We start from the raw sequence: 16,586 nt of genomic DNA, 5'->3' as shown, positions 1-16,586 counted from the left end.
CCCGCAACCCGCACCGATCCCGCGGCGTTGGGCCAGACGCCACCTGCGGAGCGCGCCATGCCCAAGGACAGCATCATCGACCCCGAGGACGCCGCGATCAGCGCGGGCCTGACCTATGTCAACGACGACATGCCGGGCATCACACGCCAGCGGTCGGGCAAGGGGTTTTCGTACAAGGGACCGGACGGGCGCACCATCACCGACAAGGCGGAACGCAAGCGGCTGGCGTCGCTGGCCATTCCGCCCGCCTATGTCGACGTCTGGATCTGCCCCGATCCGCGCGGCCACATCCAGGCGACCGGACGCGACGCCAAGGGCCGCAAGCAGTACCGGTATCACCCCGAATTCCGCGAGCTGCGCGACAGCAGCAAGTATGACCGCATGCTGGATTTCGCGCGCGGCCTGCCGCAGCTGCGCGCGCAGGTCGATGCCGACATGTCGCGCCGCGGCCTGCCGGTGGAAAAGGTGCTGGCGACCATCGTGTTCCTGCTGGAGAACACCATGATCCGCGTGGGCAACACCCGCTATGCGCGCGAGAACAAGTCGCACGGGCTGACCACGCTGCGGATGCGGCATGTCACGCTGGACGGCAATCAGGTCCGCTTCAAGTTCAAAGGCAAGTCGGGCAAGGAATGGAACCTGGGCCTGCGCGACCGCCGCGTTGCCCGGATCATCCGTGCCGTGCAGGAGATCCCCGGCCAGCATCTGTTCCAGTATGTGGACGATGACGGCACCCGCCGCCAGGTCACCTCGACCGAGGTGAACGACTATCTGCGCCAGATCACCGGGCGGCAGGTCACTGCCAAGGATTTCCGAACCTGGACCGGCACGGTCCTGGCTGCCCTGGCATTGGCCGAATACGAGAAGGCCGACAGCGAGGCAGCCGCCAAGCGCAACGTGCGCGACGCCATCGAATCGGTTGCCGCGCGGCTTGGCAACACGCCCACCATCTGCCGCCAGTGCTATGTGCATCCCCAGATCATCGACGCCTATCTGGCCGACGAGTTGCGGCTGGAGCTGGCCGACACGATCGACGACACCCTGACCCAGACCGACCTGCGCCCCGAAGAGACGCAGGTCCTGCGGTTCCTCAAGAAGAGGCTGAAGACATGAGCACCGTCACCGCCACCCCCGCCGCGCTGGAACTGATCGCCGAGATCGTGGCCGATCATGGCCCGGTCCTGTTCCACCAGTCAGGCGGCTGCTGCGACGGGTCGTCGCCGATGTGCTATCCCCAGGGCGATTTCCGCGTGGGCGAACGCGACGTGCAGCTGGGAGAGATCGGCGGCGCGCCCTTCTACATCTCGGCCAGCCAGGCCGAGGCCTGGGCCCATACCGACCTGATCATCGACGTGGTGCCGGGGCGGGGCGGCATGTTCAGTCTGGACAACGGTCGCGAGAAGCGGTTCCTGACCCGGTCAGAGATGTGCAGCATCTAGCGCCAAGCAGCGTTGTGACCAAGGCCGCGCTGCGCTAGACACGGGCGACACCTGCGAAAGGCTTGCCCCATGACCCACAGCGTCTTCATCGATGGCGAGGCCGGCACCACCGGCCTGCAGATCCGCGACCGCCTGCTGGGACGCGACGACATCCGCCTGGTTCAGCTGGACCCCGCGATGCGCAAGGACCCGCAGGCCCGCGCCGACTGCTTTGCGCAGGCCGATGTCGCGATCCTGTGCCTGCCGGACGCCGCCGCACGCGAGGCCGTGGCCCTGACGGCCGACATGGACGTGCGCCTGATCGACGCCTCGACCGCGCACCGGATCGATCCGGACTGGGTCTTCGGCTTTCCCGAACTGGCCCCCGAGATGCGCGAGCGCATTGCCGCCGCGCGGCTGGTCAGCAATCCGGGCTGCTATTCGACCGGCGCGATCGCCATCGTGGCCCCGCTGGTCGCTGCCGGCCTGATCGACGAGACCGAGGCGCTGTCGATCAACGCCGTCAGCGGCTATACCGGCGGCGGCAAGGCAATGGTCGCGGATTTCGAGGCGGGCACCGCGCCCGTGCATTTCATCTATGGCCTGGACCAGCGCCACAAGCACATCCCCGAGATCATGACCCATGGAGGCCTGCTGCTGCAGCCGGTCTTCGCGCCTTCGGTCGGGAACTTTGCCCAGGGCATGGCGGTCCAGCTGCCGCTGCAGCTGGATGACGACCGCAGCGTCGCGGCCCTGCACCAGGCGCTGGCCGATCATTACGCGAACGAGGCCTTCGTGCAGGTCGTGCCTGCCGACCAGGTCGGCGCCCGCATCGACCCGACCGCGCTGAACGGCAGCAACGTGCTGCGCATCAGCGTGCATGGCGACGATGAGACCGGATGCGCCACGATCGTCGCGGTGCTGGACAACCTGGGCAAGGGCGCATCGGGCGCCGCGGTCCAGAACATGAACATCATGCTGGGCCTGCCCGAGGGCACCAGCCTCTGACGCGCCACGCCATCCTTGCGGAAACGTTAACGACGTTGCGCGATAGGTTTTGACGCCTGTCGTGCGACGTCGTTAATGAATGCCATTCTGTCCCCGCACATGAACGGGACAGAGCCGATTTTCATGGTTGTTTTGCAAGGGGTTAACGATGGCGCGCGTGCAGGCGTATTCCGGTTTCGACATCACGAATTTTGATCTCAGCGTGTTGTATTACGATGCGTTCAATGTCGAATTCTTTGACAATCTTTATTTCAATTATGACGGACAGCAGTTCGAGGATGTCCTGCTGGTGGATTATTACAGCGGCGGCTACGATTTTGCGACGATCTTCGGCGGCAGCGGCTTTCGTCTGACCGGTGGGGACATCACGGGTGGAACCGTCACTCTGATCGGCGGGGCCGCCAATATCGGCGGAAATTACTACGATCAATGGCAGATCGATCAGCTGAGGGTGCCGTTGGCGGATATCTACAACGCGTCCATGACATTCTCGCGTGTCGATGATCAGCGGATCATCGAACGGATGCTGTCTGGCAACGACGTCTTCAGCCTCAGCTTCGAGGACGACCGCGCCTTCGGAATGGCTGGCGACGACACGCTGTACGGCAATGGCGGCAACGACATCCTTGGCGGCGGGATCGGCCATGACGCGCTGTATGGCGGCGCCGGCCTGGACCGGGTGCTGATGGATGCGGGCAATGACGTGATCGACGGCGGTTCGGGCGTCGATACGGTCGTCCTGCAGGGCGCCACGGGTGGCCGCATCGACCTGGCGCTGACCGGGCGGCAGAACACCCGCCATGGCCTGGACATCATCCGCGGGGTCGAGAATGCCGAAGGCGGCGCCGGCCATGATTTGCTGCTGGGCAACGCGCAGGGCAACCTGATGCGCGGCAACGCGGGCAATGATCGGCTGGAGGGGCGCACGGGCAACGACACGCTGGAGGGCGGGTTCGGCAGTGACCGTTTGCATGGCGGGCAGGGGGCGGATCGGCTGGCGGGTGGGGCGGGCAACGACACCCTGATCGGCGGACAGGGGGCGGATCTGCTGACCGGGGGCGTCGGGGCGGATACGTTCGTCTTCGGGTCGATGGCCGACAGCCAGGGCGCCCAGACCGACCTGATCCTTGATTTTCGGCGCGGCAGCGATCGGATCGACCTGTCCGGCATCGATGCGGACTGGCGGACCCCCGGAAACCAGGCGTTCCACATGACCGACAGCTTCGAGCCCGGGCAGGGTGCACAATTGATGGTGCAGTATGTCCCGCAGACCAACGTGACGCGTGTGATGATGGATGCGAACGGAGATGGCCGCGTGGACGGGATGATCCGCCTGTCAGGCCAGGTGTCGCTGACCGAGGCGGATTTCATTCTGTAGACGGATGATCCGGATATGGTGGAGCCGAGGGGAATCGAACCCCTGACCTCGTCATTGCGAACGACGCGCTCTACCAACTGAGCTACGACCCCAACGCTGTTTTGATCGCGTGGGCGGCGCGGTTTGTCAAGTGGGCCGCGCCGCCCTGTTCATCACTTGGGCAGGGTGAAGGCGATCAGCTGATCGGCCACCTGCGGCTTGATGATGGAATTGCCGCCGACGGCAAAGACCACGTATTGCTGGCCGTCATAATCATAGACCGCGGGGATCGACACGGCCGGGGCGTCGACCTGGGCCTTCCACAACACGTCGCCGGTGGCGGCGTCCAGCGCGCGGACCCGGGCGTCCATCGATGCGCCGATGAAGATCAGCCCGGACGCCGTCACGACCGGCCCGCCGATGGTGGGCGAACCCCAGCTTTCCGGCATGTAGAAGCCCCATTGCTGCGTCTGTCCGAAGGGACGCTCCCACAGCGTTTCACCCGATTTCAGGTCGATGGCGGACATCAGACCATAGGGCGGCTTCCAGCAGGGCATGCCGATCGGGTTCAGGAAGTTGGTCAGGCTGAACCCGTAGGGCGTGCCGGTCATCGGGAACAGGCCGCCCTCGGCCTCGCTGCCGCCGCTGGTCATGGTGTTGTAATCTTCGCGCTCGATCAGCTGATAGATCTGCGCGACACGAGAGCTGTTGATATAAAGGATGCCGCTTTCCGGATCGACTGCGCCGCCGCCCCATTGAAAGCCGCCCGCGGTGGCCGGATAAGCCAGCGTCCCTTCCAGGCTGGGCGGGGTGTAACGGCCCTCATAGCGCAGCTCGTCGAACTTGCGCGAGCAATAGCCGAAGGACGCGATGTCGGCCAAGCCGAACACGCCGCCCCAGTCATCACCGATCGGCGATTTCGGCAGGGTCGGAATGGGCTGCGTCGGGGACGAGACCTCTCCCTCGACATCCGTCGCGGGGACGGGGGTGTCCTCGATCGGAAAGATCGGCTCTCCGGTCAGGCGGTTCAGAACGAAGGCATAGCCCATCTTGGTCGGCTGGACCAAGGCGGGGGTGCTGCCCCCCTCACCGGGGATATCCACAAGGGTTGGTGCCGCAACGGTATCGTAATCCCAGATGTCGTGGTTCACCAACTGGCGCGACCACACGACCTCTCCGGTGTCGCCATTCACCGCGGTGACCGAGGTCGCCAGGGGGATCGAGTCGGTGCGCGTCCCGCCATAGAAATCCGCGCTGGGGCTGGAGACGGGCAGGAAGGCCAGACCGTTCTCCTCGTCGACCGACATGGCGGTCCAGACGTTCGAGGTGCCGGTCACGCCGTCGTAATCCTCGGGGATCGAATGGAAGGTCCAGTCCAGTTCTCCGGTGCGCGCGTCGACGGCAAAGACCGACCCCAGGGGGTTCGCTGCGTCGTGCCAGTCCTTGCCCGCCCAGCCCAGCAACAGCTTGTCGCGAAAGACGGTGGGCGGCTGCAGCTGCGACAGCGGAAAGTTTGCGTCGGGCTTGTTCCACTGGTTCACGTCCAGGATCCCGCCCTCGCCGAAATCGGCGCACAGTTCCCCGGTATCGGCATCCACCGCATGCAGTTCGGCGTCCATCGTGCCGATATAGACCCGCCGGGCGCAGGGTCCGTCGCCCTCTCCCTCCCAATAGGTCACGCCGCGGTTCTTCAGTTCGGGCTGGGACAGGGGCTCCAGCGTGGTGTCGTCGGGCTCATACGTCCAGGCGATCTCTCCGGTGTCGGGATGAACGGCCAGGATGCGATAGAAGGGCGTGCCGACGTACAGCAGGTCGTTGGCCAGAATCGGCGTCGCAGACCAGACCGTGCCCGGAATGTCGCCCGACCCGTCGGAGACATCCCCGGTGTGAATCTCCCAAGCCATCTCAAGATCGCCGACGTTCTCGGGGGTGATCTGGGTGGAGGCGCTGTATTTCTGGGCCATGCCGTTTCCGTGGAAACCGGTCCATTCGGTCTGTTGCGCATGGGCGGCGGGGGCCAGAAGGATCAGGGCGGGAAGGATGCGGATCATGGCTTTTACCTCGCGACCAGGATGAAGATCAGCCACAGGGCCAGCGTCAGCGCGATGGCCAGCATCAGCCAGCCCTGCATCAGGAACCACGCGCAGATCAGCGTCAGCAGCCCCCCGATCAGGATCATCACCGCGACGAAGGTGCGGAACCGGCCCGGCGACAGACGCCCGACCAGCAGCGCAGCCACGGTCAGCGCGACCATGCCAAGGATGGCCAGCCCGGCGCCGGCAGTTCCGGTGATGCCCGATCCGCGCTGGAAGAAGGCCAGGATGGCCAAGACCAGGCCGATCACGGCAGGGACCGCCATCAGATTGGCGACCAGCTCCTCTCGGGCGCGGTGGGCGGGGGGCAGGGTGTCGGGCATCGGGACCTCTGGCATGGGGTCTGACCGGCGCGATCACGGGGCCGTGTCAGATCGTGACATGCAAGGGCAATGCCCGGGGCGGGGCAGGGTTCCCCCCAAGGCCCGGATTTCGGGCCCTGGGGGCTGGCATCGCCTATTCGGCAGCCTCGGCATAGGCTTCTAGCGGCGGGCAGGTGCAGATCAGGTTGCGGTCGCCATGGGCATTGTCCACGCGCCCGACCGGCGGCCAGTACTTGTCCACGCGGAACGCACCTGCCGGGAAACAGCCCTGTTCGCGCGAATAGGGGCGGTCCCAATCGCGGACCAGATCCTCGACCGTATGCGGCGCGTGGCGCAACGGGCTCTGATCCGCGGCGATGCGACCTTCGGCCACGTCGGTGATCTCGTCGCGGATGGCCAGCAGCGCGGTGATGAAGCGGTCGATCTCGGCCTTGGTCTCGCTCTCGGTCGGCTCGACCATCAGGGTGCCGCTGACCGGCCAGCTCATCGTGGGGGCGTGAAAGCCGTTGTCGATCAGACGCTTGGCGATGTCGTCCACCGTCACGCCATGTTCGGCAAAGGGCCGCGTGTCGATGATGCATTCATGCGCCACCCGGCCGCGATTGCCCATGAACAGGATCGGATAGGCCCCGGCCAGCCGCGCCGCGATATAGTTCGCATTCAGGATCGCCACGCGCGTGGCCTGCGTCAGGCCCTCGCCGCCCATCATCAGGCAATAGGCCCAGCTGATCAGCAGGATCGACGCCGACCCATAGGGCGCCGCCGACACGGCGCCTTCGCCTCCCTGCGGATCGCCGGGCAGGAAGGGCGCCAGATGCGCCTTGACCCCGATCGGCCCCATGCCGGGACCGCCGCCGCCATGCGGGATGGCAAAGGTCTTGTGCAGGTTCAGGTGGCTGACATCGCCGCCGATTTCTCCCGGCTTCACCAGGCCGACCAGCGCGTTCATGTTCGCGCCATCGATATAGACCTGCCCGCCATGGTCATGCGTGATGTCGCAGACCTGCTTCACGGTGTCCTCGAAGACGCCATGGGTGCTGGGATAGGTGATCATCACCGCCGCCAGCCGGTCGCCCGCCTTGGCCGCCTTGTCGGCGAAATCCTCCAGGTCGATGTCGCCGTTCGGGGCGGATTTCACCACCACGACCTGCATCCCGCACATCTGCGCGCTGGCCGGGTTCGTGCCATGCGCCGATACCGGGATCAGGCAGATGTCGCGCTCCTCGCCCCGCGCCTTGTGATAGGCCTGGATGGTCAGCAGCCCCGCATATTCCCCCTGCGCGCCGCTGTTCGGCTGCATGGAAAACGCGTCATAGCCGGTGATCACGCACAGCTTCTGGGTCAGGTCCGCGATGGCCTCGTGATACCCCGCCGCCTGATCGGCCGGCGCAAAGGGATGCAGCGCGCCGAATTCCGGCCAGGTGATCGGCATCATCTCGGCCGCGGCGTTCAGCTTCATCGTGCAGCTGCCAAGCGGAATCATCGCCCGGTCCAGCGCCAGGTCCCGGTCCGACAGACGGCGCATATAGCGCATCATCTCGGATTCGGCCCGGTTCATGTGGAACACCGGATGGGTCAGGTAATCACTCTCGCGCAGCAGCGCCTCCGGGATTGCGGGCGCGGTCGCCGCGGGTGCTGCATCGGTGATCCCGAACGCGTCCAGCAGGCGGGTGATCACGCCCGCATCGGTCGTCTCATCGACGCTGATACCCACGCGGTCGCGGCCCACCTTGCGCAGGTTGATGCCGCGATGGCGCGCGGCGGCCATGATGCCCTGCTGGCCCACGCCCACCTTGACCGTGATCGTGTCAAAGAACGCCTCGGGCGCGACCTCGGCCCCCGCAGCACGCAGGGCATCGGCCACCGTCACCGCGTGCAGATGCACCCGCTGCGCGATGGCACGCAGGCCCACCGGCCCGTGGAACACCGCATAGAACCCCGCCATCACCGCCAGCAGCGCCTGCGCGGTGCAGACGTTGCTGGTGGCCTTCTCGCGGCGGATATGCTGCTCGCGCGTCTGCAGCGACAGGCGCAGCGCCTGGTTGCCCGAACTGTCGATGCTGACGCCGACGATGCGCCCCGGCATCGCCCGCTTCAGCGCGTCGCGGCAGGACATGAAGGCCGCATGCGGCCCGCCATAGCCCATCGGCACGCCAAAGCGCTGCGACGATCCGACGGCGATGTCGGCGCCCATCGCGCCCGGCTCCTTCAGAACGCACAGCGCCAGAAGGTCGGTCGCGACGATGGCCAGCGCGCCCGCGGCATGCAGCGCCTCGATCTCGGGGGTCAGGTCGCGGACATGGCCATAGGTGCCGGGATACTGGAACACCGCGGCAAAGACCTGATCCGCCACCAGATCATCGACCGAGCCCTTGATGATGCGAATGCCCAAAGGCGCCGCCCGCGTCTCGATCACCGCGATGGTCTGCGGATGCAGGTCATGGGCCACGAAGAATGCGTCCGCCTTGGACTTCGACTGCCGCCGCGCCATGGCCATCGCCTCGGCCGCCGCGGTCGCCTCGTCCAGCAGCGATGCGTTCGCCACCGGCAGCCCGGTCAGATCCGCGACCATGGTCTGGAAGTTCAGCAGCGCCTCCAGCCGCCCCTGCGCGATCTCGGGCTGATAGGGGGTATAGGCCGTGTACCAGGCCGGGTTCTCCAGGATGTTGCGCTGGATCGCGGGGGGCGTGACGGTGCCGTAATAACCTTGGCCGATCAGGCTGGTCATCACCCGGTTCTTGTCCGCCACCTCACGCATGCGTGCCAGCAGCCCGGCCTCGGACAGCGCCGGCCAGTCCAGCGCATCCGACTGGCGGATCGCCGCGGGCACGGTCTGCTCGATCAGCTGCTCCACGCTGTCGGCCCCGACCGCCTTCAGCATCTCGGCCATCTCGACCGGGGACGGGCCGATATGCCGGCGGTTCGCGAAATCGTCGGGGTTGTAGTCGGTGGGCGTCCAGCGGCTCATCCTGGCCTCCTTGCCGGGCACGCGCGGCGGCGGCCCTTCTTCTTTGTTCAAATACCCTGGGGGTCCGGGGGTGAAACCCCCGGCCGGCGGTCGATCTTCAGTCGACCAGCGCCTTGTAGGCGGCCTCGTCCATGAACCCGTCCAACGCACCGGCATCCGTGGGCTTGATCCGGAAGAACCAGGCGGCCATCGGATCGCCGTTCACGTCGCCGGGGCTGTCCGACAGCGCCTCGTTCACCGCGGTGATCGTGCCCGCCACCGGGGCCGTGATGTCGGAGGCCGCCTTGACGCTCTCGATCACCACGATCTCGTCGCCGGCGGACACCTCGCGCCCCTCCTCGGGCAGCTCGATGAACACCACGTCGCCCAGCTGTTCGCTGGCATGCTTGGTGATGCCCACGACGATCTCGTCGCCCTCGGCGCGCAGCCATTCGTGGTCTTCGGTGTATTTCAGCATGATCAGGTCCTTCAACGTTTATAGGATGGGGTGACGAAGGGCAGGGCGCAGACCGTCAGGGGCACGCGCTTGCCGCGCAGCTCCGCCTGGATCATGGCGCCCTCGGGGATGTCGGCGGGAATGCGGGCCATGGCGATCGGGCCGCCCACAGACGGCCCGAAGCCGCCCGAACCGACCGTCCCGATGGGCGTCCCGTCATCGGCGAACAGCGCAACCCCCTCGCGGATCGGTGCGCGGCCCTCGGGGCGCAGCCCGCGGCGGGTGACGGCGGGCGATCCCAGTTCGGCCAGCACCGCGTCGGCGCCGGGAAACCCGCCCGCCCGCGCACCACCCGCGCGACGCACCTTGGGGATCGACCAGCCAAGCGCCGCCTGCGCGGGCGTCACGCCCCCGTCCATGTCATGACCGTAAAGCGGCATCCCCGCCTCCAGCCGCAGGCTGTCGCGCGCCCCCAGACCGATGGGCGCCACCTCGGGCTCTGCCAGCAGCGTCCGCGCGAAATCCTCCAGCCGGGTCTCGGGAACCGAGATCTCGAACCCATCCTCTCCGGTATAGCCCGACCGCGACACCCAAAGCGTCGCCCCATCCCAGTCCAGCGCGGTGCTGTCCATGAACCGCATCGCCGCGACCCCCGGCACCAGCCGCGCCAGCGCCGCCTCCGCCTGCGGTCCCTGCAGCGCCACCAGCCCGCGATCAGTGACCGGGGTCACCGTCACACCCGAAAGCCGCCCCAGATGCGCGATGTCCTGGTCCGCACAGGCCGCGTTCACGACCAGCAGATAATGATCGCCCCGATTGGCGAACATGAGGTCGTCCAGGACCCCGCCCGCATCGTTGGTGAACAGCCCGTAACGCTGCCGCCCGGGTGCCAAGCCCGCCACATCTGCGGGGATCAGCGTCTCCAGCGCCGCGGCGGCGGTGGCCATGTCGCCATCATCAGGGGTGACCAGCACCTGTCCCATATGGCTGACGTCGAACAGCCCGGCCCGCGCGCGGGTGTGCAGATGTTCGGCCATCACCCCCATCGGGTACTGCACGGGCATGTCCCAGCCCGCAAAGGGCACCATGCGGGCACCCTGTTCGACATGAAGGTCGTAAAGACCGGTCCGGCGGCTCGTCTCGGCCATCTGGCCTCCTGCGTGTCTGCCGGGCAGCCGGCATCGGTTGGACGGGGAATGCCCCCGTGCGTCGATGCCCCCTCTGTCCGTGCCGGTGCCCCTGTCGGGACTTGGGCGCCTGAGATCGTTATCCCTTCGGCGGGCCTCTCGGCCACTCTCCAGAGTTCTTGGGGAAGACGGTCCTTTTGCCTGAGAGCTTGCCGGGGCGGCTTCTCCTTCGGCCCCGGCGCAGCGCCGGTGTCTCCCGAATTCCTGCCCTCGGTGCTAGCCGCCCCCTTGCGGCAAGGCAAGACCTTTGTCGCAGCCGTGCGTCAAAGCGGCGCTTTCCGCCCAAGGGCCAGGCAGACGTTGACAGGCCGCACCCCCATGCGCATCGTCGCGGCTTGCCCCCGGACAGGTCGCCCATGCCGCCCAAGTTCTTCCAGATCGGCTTCAACAAATGCGGCACGACCTTCATCGCGCGCCTGTTCGACCTGAACCGCATCCCGGCTGCACACTGGCTGGAAGGCGCGCTGGCCGATGACATCGCTTATGCCAGGCTGACCGATGCCCGGCCGCTGGCGCGATGGGCGGACAGCGTCACGGCCTTCACCGACATGGAATCGGTGCGCTTCCTGAACATGCCGGTGATCGAGGGGTTCCGCGAATTCGCCCTGCTGGATCGTCACTATCCCGGTTCGGTCTTCCTGTTGAACACCCGCCGGGTCGAGGACTGGATCGCCAGCCGCTATCTGCACCGGGGCGGCGCCTATGCCCGCAGCATCGCGGCCAATCTGGGCGTTCCCCTGGGCGATCTGGGCGACATCTGGGCGCGGGACTGGGCCGACCACCTGTCCGCCGTGCGGGCGCATTTCGCGGGCCGTCCCACCTTCATCGACATCGACATCGACCAGGCCGCCCCCGAGGATTACCGCCGCGCCCTGTCGCCCTGGTACGACCTGCCGCATCTGCCCGCCCTGCCGGGCGCGGGGGTGCGCCAAGCCCGGCGTACCAACCTGCCGCGGGTGCTGGCGATGATGCAGACGGCTGGTCCCGGCACCGACATCGACCCCGACCGTCGCGCCCGGCTGGCGGCGCGCCTGGCCCGGCTGGCCGCGCCCGTCCGCCTGCGGCAGAAGGGTACGGTCGACCGCCCGCCCCATGCGCAGGCGCTGTGCCTGGACATGGATCACGGCCGCCTGCGCACGGCCGACGGGGCCGACCTGCCGCTGCATCGCGGGCCGGACGGGCGGTTCTATCTGGCCGCACAGCGCCCCGGCCTGCTGCGCGCGGCGGCGGTGGCCAATGACATCGCCGCGCTGACAGATCGGGGGCGGTACTGGCTGGACATGCGCCCCGCGACCTTCGCGGGCAGCGGACCGGACGATCCCGCCGACGGACCGCTGATCGCCAGTCTGCGCCGCACGGGGGCGCGCAACGTGTTCCTGTGGCCCGCGCCCTGGCTGCACCGCATCGGCAATGACGGCTTTCCAGGCGCACCCACGGGCGACGACCCCGCATGGCAGGACCGCGCCGACGTGGCGGGGTGGCGCGGAACGCTGTCCGGCCATCACGACCGCCTGACGGCCGAGAGCGCGATCACCGCCCTGCTGACCAGCGCGCCGGGCTCCGACGCCTTCGCACAGGCGGTCGATGCCTTGCCGCGGATGTCGCGCTGGCGGTTCCTGACCGACCATGCAGGACGCGACGGCGTCGACCTGGCGCTGATCCCCGATGCGCGTGTCGCGCGGGCGCTAGACCGCGCCGGGCTGCGCCCGCCTGCGCCGCAGGCGCCGCCCCGGCCGCCGCGCCACGCCTTGTGCCTGTCCGGGTCCGAGGGGGATGCCGACCTCCTGCCCCTGGCCAACAGCCATGCGGTGGTGATCCGCCAGGATGACGGCTGGGAAAGCTTTGCGGGGCGGCTGTTCCGGCCTTGGGTCCACGTCATTCCGATGGCGCAGGACGGGTCCGACCTGCCGGACCGGCTGGCCTGGGCCCGCGCAAACCCGGACGCCTGCCGGCAGATGTCGCGCAAGGCGCGCAGGCTGTGCCATGCCCTGGCCGATCCTGCCGGGCGCAGGCTGCATCTGGCACAGGTGCTGGCCGATTACCGCCGCGCCACGGGCCAGGACTAGCGGCGCGGAAAGACGAAGACCCGGTCGCGGCGCAGCATCAGCCACATCGGCGTCCCGGCAGGCGGCAGGAACACCCCCGGCACCGTCGCGTTCAGCGCGATGCCGCCCGCATCGGTCGCGAACTCGACCAGCGATTCGCGGCCCAGATAGCGGGCCCGCGTGACCCGCGCCAGCGCGGCGCTGCCGTTTTCGGCGGTGGGGGCGGGGCCCTGTCCGGCGCGGTCGAAATCCATCTTCAGGTGCTGGGGCCGGATGACGATGTCGACCTCTGCCCCCTCGGGCAGGCCGGGGGTCAGGAACTGGCCGAAGGGCGTGTCGGTCAGCGCGCCCTGCACCCGTCCCGTCAGCACGTTGATGTCGCTAAAGAACCCCGCCGCCAGCCGGTCCACCGGCGCGTTGTAGAGGTTGTAGGGCGCACCCTGCTGCACGATCCGGCCCCCCCGCATCAGCAGGATCTGGTCGGCCATGCGCATCGCCTCGTGCGGCTCGTGGGTGACCAGCAGGACGGCGGTGCCCTCATCCTTCAGCAGGGCCAGCGTCTCGTCGCGGATGCCGTCGCGCAGGCGCTCGTCCAGGCCGCTGAACGGCTCGTCCATCAACAGGACGCGCGGCCGCGGGGCCAGGGCGCGCGCCAGGGCCACGCGCTGCTGCTCTCCGCCGGACAGCTCATGCGGATAGCTGTCGATATGGGCGGTCATGCGCACGCGGTCCAGCAGCTCGGCCACGCGGTCGCGGTTGGCCTTCCAGCCGCCGGCCAGGCCGAATGCCACGTTCTCGCGCACGGGCAGATGCGGGAACAGCGCGAAGTCCTGGAACATCAGCCCGATCGCGCGGCGTTCGGGCGGGATGCGGAACTGGGTGTCGCAGACCAGCTGGCCGTCGACGAAGATCCGCCCCCGGTCCTGCATGTCGACGCCCGCCACGATGCGCAGCGTGGTCGATTTGCCGCAGCCCGACGGGCCCAGCAGGCAGGCCACCTGGCCCGCCTCGACCTGGAAGCTGACATCGTCCACCACCGCCTGCCCGTCGAATCGGCGGGTCAGTCCCTGAACTTCCAGGCGGGGGGGCACGGTCACGGGCGATCCTTGGCGTTTTGGTCGGGGTTGCGTATCAGGCGCGCCCCCGCCTCGCAACAGGGCCTCAGACCGTGACGTTCAACGCGCCGCCGTCCAGCAGCACGTTCTGCCCGACGATGAACCGCGCCTGCTGGCTGCACAGGAACGCGCAGGTCGCGCCGAAATCGGCGGCCGTGCCATAGGTGCCGGTGGGAATGGTCGCCTGCCGCTGTGCGCGGGCCTGATCGACGGTGATCCCCTGCGCGGACGCCACGCCGCCATCCAGGCTGTCGGCGCGGTCGGTCGCGTGGATGCCGGGCAGCAGGTTGTTCACGCAGACGCCCTTGCCGGCGACCTGGCGCGACATGCCGGCCACGAACCCGGTCAGCCCGGTGCGCGCCGTGTTGGACAGCCCCAGCACCGAGATCGGCGACCGCACCGATGCCGAGGTGATGTTCACGACCCGGCCCCAGCCGCGGTCCATCATGCCCGGCACCAGCGCCTGCATCAGGGCGATGGCCGACAGCATGTTGGCGTCGATGGCACGGATGAAATCGTCGCGCGTCCAGTCCTGCCAGTCGCCCGGCGGAGGGCCGCCCGCATTGGTGACCAGGATGTCGGCATGGCCCACGGCGGCCAGCACACGGGCGCGGCCCTCCTCGGTCGTGATGTCGGCGGCGACCGGGGTGACCTCGACGCCATGCCGTTCGGCGATCTCGCGGGCGGTCCGGGTGATCTCGGCCTCGGTGCGGGCGTTGATGACCAGGTTCACGCCGGCCTCGGCCAGTGCCTCGGCGCAGCCGCGCCCCAACCCCTTGGACGCCGCACAGACCAGCGCCCGTTTGCCCTTGATCCCCAGATCCATCGTGTTCTCCCTCTGCGTTCGACGCGCAGGAAACGCGGGCAGGGCGGCATTGTCAAACGCGATGACGCCGGCGATGCGCGGCGGGGCGCAGCCCCGCGGCAAGGAAGGGGCCTCGACGGCCCCGCCCTTGCCCATGCTCACCCCGCGATGGCCTCGCGGATCGCGCGCATGTTCGCGCCATAGACGTCGGGCCGGTCCACCGACCCGCCCTTGAAGACCGCCGATCCCGCGACCAGCACGTCGGCCCCGGCCTGCGCCACCAGCGGCGCCGTCGCCGGGTCCACCCCGCCGTCCACCTGGATATGGATCGGCCGATCGCCGATCATCCCGCGCAGGCGGGCGATCTTGTCGACCTGGCTCTGGATGAACTTCTGCCCGCCGAAACCGGGGTTCACCGTCATCACCAGCACCAAGTCGCACAGGTCCAGCAGGTATTCGACCGCCTCGACCGGGGTGCCGGGGTTCAGCGCGATCCCGGCCCTTTTGCCCGTCGCACGGATCGCCTGCAGGGTGCGGTGTGGATGCGGCCCGGCCTCGACATGGGCAGTGATCATGTCGGCGCCCGCCTCGGCATAGGCCTCTATATAGGCGTCGACCGGCGCGATCATCAGATGCACGTCCATGACCGTCTTGACATGCGGGCGGAACGCCTTGACCGCCGGGGGGCCGAAGGTCAGGTTCGGCACGAAATGCCCGTCCATCACGTCGACATGGACCCAGTCGGCGCCCTGCGCCTCGATGGCGCGGATCTCGGCCCCGAAATTGGCGAAATCGGCGGACAGGATCGATGGGGCGATCTTGATCGTGCGGTCGAAATCCATGGCGCTCTCCATTCTGTTCGGGCGGGGTTCACTCCGCTGCGGCCTGCCTGCTGGCGCGGTCCACGTCAAGACCGCCGTCGAAGACCCGGCTGGCGCGGATGTCCGGCGCGCTCAGCGTGGACAGGGCGGCGGCGTCCAGCGGCCCCTGCGCCTCGGTGAACAGACGGTTCGCCTGCCGCAGCCGGGCGCGGTCCAGCGCGTTCCGGATCGACCGGGCGTTCGCGAAATGCGGCTGCGTGCGCCGCGCGGCGATGTACTGGCCCATCGCGGTGCGGGCCGCGTCGTCCAGGCGATAATTCTGCCGCGCCAGCATGCCTTCGCAGATGTGCAGCAGCTCGTCGTCGCTGTAGTCGGGAAACTCGATGTGGTGGGCGATCCGCGACCGGAACCCGGGGTTCGAGGCAAAGAACCGGTCCATCCGGTCGCCATAGCCCGCCAGGATCACCACCAGGTCGTCGCGGTTGTTCTCCATCACCTGCAGCAGGATCTCGATCGCCTCCTGCCCATAGTCGCGCTCGTTCTCGGCCCGATAGAGATAATACGCCTCGTCGATGAACAGCACGCCTCCCATCGCCTTCTTCAGGACCTCCTTGGTCTTGGGCGCGGTATGGCCGATGTACTGGCCCACCAGGTCGTCGCGCGTGACCGTCACAAGGTGCCCCTTGCGGACATAGCCCAGCCTGTGCAGCAGCGTGGCCATCTTCAGCGCAACGGTCGTCTTGCCCGTGCCGGGATTGCCGGTGAAGCTCATGTGCAGCGTCGGCGTTTCCGTGGCCAGACCCAGCCGCCGCCGCGCCCGGTCGACCAGCAGCAGCGCCGCCGTCTCGCGGATGCGTGCCTTGACGGGGGCCAGGCCCACCAGCTCCCGGTCCAGTTCGGCCAGGACCTCGGCCACGCCGCTGTCGGCAAAGTCCCGGGCAAGGTCGACATGGGTCGGGACGTCTTCGGTCATCATGCACCTCTTTCGTGGAATGCGTCCGGGCGATGGG

At 68.1% G+C, this 16,586-nt stretch carries 14 protein-coding genes, 1 tRNA gene and 1 riboswitch; of the genes, 5 read left to right on the top strand and 10 right to left on the bottom strand.

The features are described 5' to 3' along the window. Positions 1–57 precede the first annotated feature (57 nt). The 4 genes from LZ686_RS06000 (at position 58) to LZ686_RS05985 (ending at position 3,804) form a co-directional block, all read left to right on the top strand. On the top strand, positions 58–1,113 hold the full coding sequence (locus LZ686_RS06000) for a DNA topoisomerase IB (RefSeq protein ID WP_045982351.1): 1,056 nt from the start codon (positions 58–60) through the stop codon (positions 1,111–1,113). Next, positions 1,110–1,439, top strand: coding sequence for a DUF779 domain-containing protein (locus tag LZ686_RS05995; protein ID WP_045982321.1), 330 nt, complete (start codon positions 1,110–1,112; stop codon positions 1,437–1,439). The genes LZ686_RS06000 and LZ686_RS05995 overlap by 4 nt, the downstream gene beginning before the upstream one ends. Before the next feature lie 69 nt (positions 1,440–1,508). Further along, positions 1,509–2,426 (top strand): N-acetyl-gamma-glutamyl-phosphate reductase, encoded by a 918-nt coding sequence (gene argC, locus LZ686_RS05990; protein WP_349547267.1) that lies wholly within the window; start codon positions 1,509–1,511, stop codon positions 2,424–2,426. 148 nt (positions 2,427–2,574) lie between these two features. Next, on the top strand, positions 2,575–3,804 hold the full coding sequence (locus tag LZ686_RS05985) for a calcium-binding protein (protein ID WP_349547266.1): 1,230 nt from the start codon (positions 2,575–2,577) through the stop codon (positions 3,802–3,804). Positions 3,805–3,820: 16 nt separating this feature from the next. Here LZ686_RS05985 and LZ686_RS05980 read toward each other — a convergent pair. The 6 genes from LZ686_RS05980 to gcvT form a co-directional block, all read right to left on the bottom strand. Further along, positions 3,821–3,896, bottom strand: a tRNA-Ala gene (locus LZ686_RS05980). A gap of 60 nt (positions 3,897–3,956) precedes the next feature. Next, a complete protein-coding gene (locus LZ686_RS05975) occupies positions 3,957–5,834 on the bottom strand; it encodes a pyrroloquinoline quinone-dependent dehydrogenase (RefSeq protein ID WP_349547265.1) in 1,878 nt (625 codons plus the stop codon). A 5-nt stretch (positions 5,835–5,839) separates the two neighbouring features. Continuing rightward, the gene (locus tag LZ686_RS05970) at positions 5,840–6,199 is read right to left on the bottom strand and encodes a hypothetical protein (RefSeq protein ID WP_046000590.1); all 360 of its coding nucleotides are present in this window, start codon (positions 6,197–6,199) and stop codon (positions 5,840–5,842) included. Positions 6,200–6,332: 133 nt separating this feature from the next. Beyond that, complete coding sequence (gene gcvP / locus LZ686_RS05965) at positions 6,333–9,167, bottom strand: aminomethyl-transferring glycine dehydrogenase (RefSeq protein WP_349547264.1); 2,835 nt, start codon at positions 9,165–9,167, stop codon at positions 6,333–6,335. 97 nt (positions 9,168–9,264) lie between these two features. Next, positions 9,265–9,624 (bottom strand): glycine cleavage system protein GcvH, encoded by a 360-nt coding sequence (gene gcvH, locus LZ686_RS05960; RefSeq protein ID WP_084693814.1) that lies wholly within the window; start codon positions 9,622–9,624, stop codon positions 9,265–9,267. A gap of 11 nt (positions 9,625–9,635) precedes the next feature. Beyond that, a complete protein-coding gene (gene gcvT, locus LZ686_RS05955; RefSeq protein WP_349547263.1) occupies positions 9,636–10,751 on the bottom strand; it encodes a glycine cleavage system aminomethyltransferase GcvT in 1,116 nt (371 codons plus the stop codon). 158 nt (positions 10,752–10,909) lie between these two features. Beyond that, a riboswitch (glycine riboswitch) is annotated at positions 10,910–10,999 on the bottom strand. A gap of 147 nt (positions 11,000–11,146) precedes the next feature. Here gcvT and LZ686_RS05950 point away from each other — a divergent pair. Beyond that, positions 11,147–12,856 (top strand): glycosyltransferase family protein, encoded by a 1,710-nt coding sequence (locus LZ686_RS05950; protein ID WP_349547262.1) that lies wholly within the window; start codon positions 11,147–11,149, stop codon positions 12,854–12,856. Here the strand turns inward: LZ686_RS05950 and LZ686_RS05945 are convergent. From LZ686_RS05945 to cbbX, 4 genes are all read right to left on the bottom strand, one after another. Next, positions 12,853–13,932 (bottom strand): ABC transporter ATP-binding protein, encoded by a 1,080-nt coding sequence (locus LZ686_RS05945; protein ID WP_045982329.1) that lies wholly within the window; start codon positions 13,930–13,932, stop codon positions 12,853–12,855. The two genes, LZ686_RS05950 and LZ686_RS05945, sit on opposite strands and share 4 nt — an antisense overlap. Before the next feature lie 64 nt (positions 13,933–13,996). Next, entirely contained in the window at positions 13,997–14,776 is a 780-nt protein-coding gene (locus LZ686_RS05940) for an SDR family oxidoreductase (protein WP_045982353.1), read from the bottom strand. 137 nt (positions 14,777–14,913) lie between these two features. Continuing rightward, positions 14,914–15,597, bottom strand: coding sequence for a ribulose-phosphate 3-epimerase (rpe, locus tag LZ686_RS05935; protein WP_349547261.1), 684 nt, complete (start codon positions 15,595–15,597; stop codon positions 14,914–14,916). Positions 15,598–15,625: 28 nt separating this feature from the next. Then, positions 15,626–16,549, bottom strand: a complete 924-nt coding sequence (gene cbbX / locus LZ686_RS05930; protein ID WP_349547260.1) for a CbbX protein — start codon at positions 16,547–16,549, stop codon at positions 15,626–15,628. Between the last annotated feature and the right edge of the window lie 37 nt (positions 16,550–16,586).

The organism is Paracoccus sp. NFXS7, assembly GCF_040148865.1.
GTDB lineage: Bacteria > Pseudomonadota > Alphaproteobacteria > Rhodobacterales > Rhodobacteraceae > Paracoccus > Paracoccus marcusii.
Note: the sequence above shows the minus strand (reverse complement) of the source record. Positions and strands in the feature narration are given on the sequence as shown.

Excerpts from the sequence above, each read along its gene's own strand:
- LZ686_RS06000 (WP_045982351.1), top strand. The coding sequence starts at position 58 with ATGCCCAAGGACAGCATCATCGACCCCGAGGACGCCGCGATCAGCGCG.
- LZ686_RS05995 (WP_045982321.1), top strand. The coding sequence starts at position 1,110 with ATGAGCACCGTCACCGCCACCCCCGCCGCGCTGGAACTGATCGCCGAG.
- argC (WP_349547267.1), top strand. The coding sequence starts at position 1,509 with ATGACCCACAGCGTCTTCATCGATGGCGAGGCCGGCACCACCGGCCTG.
- LZ686_RS05985 (WP_349547266.1), top strand. The coding sequence starts at position 2,575 with ATGGCGCGCGTGCAGGCGTATTCCGGTTTCGACATCACGAATTTTGAT.
- LZ686_RS05975 (WP_349547265.1), bottom strand. The coding sequence starts at position 5,834 with ATGATCCGCATCCTTCCCGCCCTGATCCTTCTGGCCCCCGCCGCCCAT.
- LZ686_RS05970 (WP_046000590.1), bottom strand. The coding sequence starts at position 6,199 with ATGCCCGACACCCTGCCCCCCGCCCACCGCGCCCGAGAGGAGCTGGTC.
- gcvP (WP_349547264.1), bottom strand. The coding sequence starts at position 9,167 with ATGAGCCGCTGGACGCCCACCGACTACAACCCCGACGATTTCGCGAAC.
- gcvH (WP_084693814.1), bottom strand. The coding sequence starts at position 9,624 with ATGCTGAAATACACCGAAGACCACGAATGGCTGCGCGCCGAGGGCGAC.
- gcvT (WP_349547263.1), bottom strand. The coding sequence starts at position 10,751 with ATGGCCGAGACGAGCCGCCGGACCGGTCTTTACGACCTTCATGTCGAA.
- LZ686_RS05950 (WP_349547262.1), top strand. The coding sequence starts at position 11,147 with ATGCCGCCCAAGTTCTTCCAGATCGGCTTCAACAAATGCGGCACGACC.
- LZ686_RS05940 (WP_045982353.1), bottom strand. The coding sequence starts at position 14,776 with ATGGATCTGGGGATCAAGGGCAAACGGGCGCTGGTCTGTGCGGCGTCC.
- rpe (WP_349547261.1), bottom strand. The coding sequence starts at position 15,597 with ATGGATTTCGACCGCACGATCAAGATCGCCCCATCGATCCTGTCCGCC.
- cbbX (WP_349547260.1), bottom strand. The coding sequence starts at position 16,549 with ATGACCGAAGACGTCCCGACCCATGTCGACCTTGCCCGGGACTTTGCC.